Here is a 3,875-nt window from a genome sequence, read left to right on the forward strand (position 1 = left end):
GACCGCCGCCAGAAACAGCAACGCGACCAGAACCACTTGCCAGACCAGAGCGCCCGACAGGATCGGGGCGTCGCGCCGGCGCGGCGGGCGCGTCATGGCGCCGGCCTCGGTCGGCTCGAACGCCAGCGCGAGGCCCAGCGTGACCGCGGTGATCAGGTTGATCCAGAGGATCTGCACCGCGGTCACCGGCAGCGCCAAACCGGCCAGCAGGGCCAGGACCACCACCAGCGCCTCGCCCGCGTTGGTCGGTAGGGTCCAGCTGATCACCTTCTTGAGGTTGTCGTAGACCGTGCGCCCCTCGCGCACCGCCGCGACGATGGAGGCGAAGTTGTCGTCGGCCAGCACCAGATCGGCGGCCTCCTTGGCGGCCTCGGACCCCTTCAGCCCCATGGCGATGCCCGCATCGGCGCGCTTCAGGGCGGGGGCGTCGTTCACCCCGTCGCCGGTCATGGCGACGGACAGGCCGCCCGCCTGCAGCGCGGTCACCAGACGGAGTTTGTGCTCGGGGCTGGTGCGGGCGAAGATGTCGACATCCGCCACCTCCAGCGCCAGCTGCGCGTCATCCAGCCTGTCGAGATCCGCCCCGGTCAGCACGCGGTGCGGGTTCGCCAGCCCGATCTGCGCCGCGATGGCGGCGGCGGTTCCGGCATGGTCGCCGGTGATCATCTTGACGCGGATCCCCGCGGCCCGGCAATCCGCGATGGCGGCGATCGCCTCGGGGCGCGGCGGGTCGATCAGGCCGACGAGGCCGAGGAAGGTCAGCCCGCCCTCCAGCGCGGCCGGATGGATGCGGTCCCCGGTCTCGGGCCGTTCGGCCAGCGCCAGCACGCGCAGACCGCGCCGGGCCAGGGCCTCCGCCCGTTCGTGCCAATGGGGCAGATCGACGCCGGCGCACATCCGCAGCACGCGTTCCGGCGCGCCCTTCACATGGGTCACGCGGCCCTGCGGCCCCTCGCTCAGCACCGCCATGAAGCGGTGGCGGCTATCGAAGGGGAGGGCGTCCAGACGGCGCGCGGTATGGTCGCCCGCCACCTTGCCGGCGAAGGCCAGAAGCGCGCCTTCCATCGGGTCGCCCTCGACCATCCAGAGACCGTCCCGGCGGTGCAGGGCGGCGTCGTTGCACAGCGCCGCCGCCCGGGCGAGCGCTGCGAGGTCACCCGCCGGGGTGATGGCGCCTTCGAGCGCATAGCCCTCGCCCCCGACGGCAAAGGACCCCTCCGCCGTTTCGGCCGCGGCCACCACCATCTCGTTGCGGGTCAGGGTGCCGGTCTTGTCGGTGCAGATCACCGAGACCGAGCCGATCGCTTCGATCGCGGGCAGGCGGCGGATGATGGCGTTGCGCCGCGCCATCGCCTGCACACCGATGGCCAGGGTGATGGTCATCACCGCCGGCAGGCCTTCGGGGATCGCGGCGACGGCGACGCCGACCACCGCCATGAAAAGCTCGGCGAAGGGCATGTGGCCGACATGGTAGCCCCAGGCGAGCAGCAGCCCCGCCACCAGCAGGATCAGAAAGGACAGCCAGCGCGCGAAATGGTCGATCTGCGCGACCAGCGGGGTGGTCAACTGCTCCACCCCCGCCAACAGCCCGCCGATCCGCCCGATCTCGGTCGCCGCGCCCGTGGCCACCACCAGTCCCCGCGCCGTGCCCTGCGTCACCAGCGTGCCCGACCACAGCATCGACCGGCGGTCGCCAAGGGCGGCGTCGGCTGCAACCGGGGCCGGGTTCTTCTCCACGGGCACGGATTCGCCGGTCAGGATCGCCTCCTGCGCCGCCAGTCCCCGCGCCTCCAGCAGCCGCAGGTCGGCGGGCGCCTTGTCGCCCGCCTCCAGCAGCACGATGTCGCCCGGGACAAGGTCGGCGCCGTCCACCGACACCCGCTGACCGTCACGCAAGACAGCGGCGCGGGGGGCGAGCATCCCGCGGATGGCCGCCATCGCCGCCTCGGCCTTGCCCTCCTGGAGGAAGCCGATGATCGCGTTGGCCAGCACCACGGCGAGGATCACCCCGGTGTCGACCCAATGCTGCAGGGCTCCCGTCACGATCGCCGCGCCGAGGAGCACGTAGATCAGCACATTGTGGAACTGGTGCAGGAACCGGACCAGCGGCCCCCGCGCCCGCGCTTCGGGCAGACGGTTCGGCCCATGCTCGGCCAGCCGCCGCGCGGCCTCGGCCGCGCTCAGCCCCCCGGGCGTGGCGTCGAGGGCGGCGAGACAGTCAGCGGCGGGGAGGGCGTGCGGGTCGGTCAGGCGCATGTCATCGCGCCGTATGGACGCCGCCGACCACGATCCCGGCGCCGTTGACGGACTTCGCCGCGTCGGTGGCCAGCCACACCACCTAGTCCGGGCTTTTCACCAGGGCGCGGCCGATGCCCATGACGCCTCCGGTCACGATGGCGATCTTGCCTGCAAGTCGGGTCATGGCAGTCATCCTTCGCCGTTATGGTGTTTTCTCAGCTCACGGCGCCCGGCCCTCCGCCGCGATCTCGGGAAAATCGGTTCGATCCTCAACCGCAGACCCGGACAGCAGTTCCACGGCGCGGTCGGCGGCATCCTGGAAGGGCTCCAGCACCAGATCGACACCCGCGCCGAGCAGGGCTTCGGTGTCGCCGCTGCTGTGCGAGGCCGCGGCCATGCGCCCCGAGAACCCGGCCGAGCGCGCCAGCTGGATCAGCGTCTTGCGGGTGTCTTCGTGGCTGAGGCTCGTGGGGTGGATCGGCACGGTCGACAGCATCCATTCCGCCCCCCGGAACGGCAGCTCTGCGATGAATTCAGGGTCGCCCGCATCACCGAACTCGGCCTCGAGCCCGAGGTCGCGCCAGCGCCGGACCGCCTGCGGGTTGAAATCCACGCCGAGCACCCGGATGCCCCGACGCTTCAGCCGCAGCCCGATGGCCGTGCCGAAGCGCCCCAGGCCGAAGATGATGATCCTGCAATTGCCGACTTCATGCGCGGCGGCCTCGGACGGCTCGCGCGGGGTGCCCTTGCGTTCGAAGACGCCGAGCAGCGGCTCGAACAGCGCGTAAAGCTGGTGCGAATAGGTGATCATATAGGTCGACGCCGCGATGGTCACCAGGCCCACCATTGTGACGAGGCCGAGCGCGTCTTCGCCGACATGGCCCAGCGACACGCCCATCGCCACGAAGATCAGGGAGAATTCGCTGATCTGCGCCACCGTCAGCCCGGCCAGGAATCCGGTGCGCTTGCGATATCCCATGGCCCCCATGATCGCGAGCACGATTAACGGGTTGCCGATCAGCACGAAGAGCGAGAAGACAACGGCCCCGGTCAGGTTGGCGCCCAGAAGCGACAGGTCCAGCGTGGCTCCAAGCGCGATGAAGAAGAAGAGCAGCAGGAAGTCGCGCAGGGGAGCCAGCCGGGCGGCGATGGTCTCGCGGTAGGGGGTTGATGCCAGGGCGACACCGGCCATCAGACCGCCCACCTCCTTGCCGAGACCGACAAGATCACCGACGGCCGCGAACATCGCTGCCAGCGCCATGGCAAAGATCACCAGCAGCTCGGGGGCACGGGCGAGCCGTTCGGTCAGTGGGTTGGCGGCATAGCGCACGAACAGCACCACCGCCCCCACAAGCGCCAGCCCCGAGGCCAGCACCGTCAGGACCGAACCGCCCGCTTGCCCGCCATGATCCGGCGCGCCGATGCCGATGGCCGACAGCACGATCATCGCCAGCACGACGACAAGGTCCTGCACGATCAGGAACCCGAGCGCGATCTGGCCGTGCAGCGCGTCGATCTCGCGCTTGTCCGACAGAAGCTTGACGATGATGATGGTCGACGAGAACGTCAGCGCGACCGCGACATAGAGACTGGTGATCTGGCCCAGCCCCAGCGCCAGTCCGATCAGATAACCGAAG

At 70.3% G+C, this 3,875-nt stretch carries 2 protein-coding genes; both read right to left on the minus strand.

The genetic code is table 11. The features are described 5' to 3' along the window. The coding region (locus C5F48_RS22360) for an HAD-IC family P-type ATPase (RefSeq protein ID WP_107665941.1) at nt 1-2,256 on the minus strand (2,256 nt) is incomplete at its 3' end. Between the two features lie 202 nt (nt 2,257-2,458). Then, nucleotides 2,459-3,875, minus strand: a 1,417-nt coding sequence (locus tag C5F48_RS22365) for a cation:proton antiporter (protein WP_107665942.1), incomplete at its 5' end; no start/stop codon positions are given.

Origin of the sequence: Cereibacter changlensis JA139, from assembly GCF_003034985.1 — a bacterium.
Lineage (GTDB): Bacteria > Pseudomonadota > Alphaproteobacteria > Rhodobacterales > Rhodobacteraceae > Cereibacter > Cereibacter changlensis.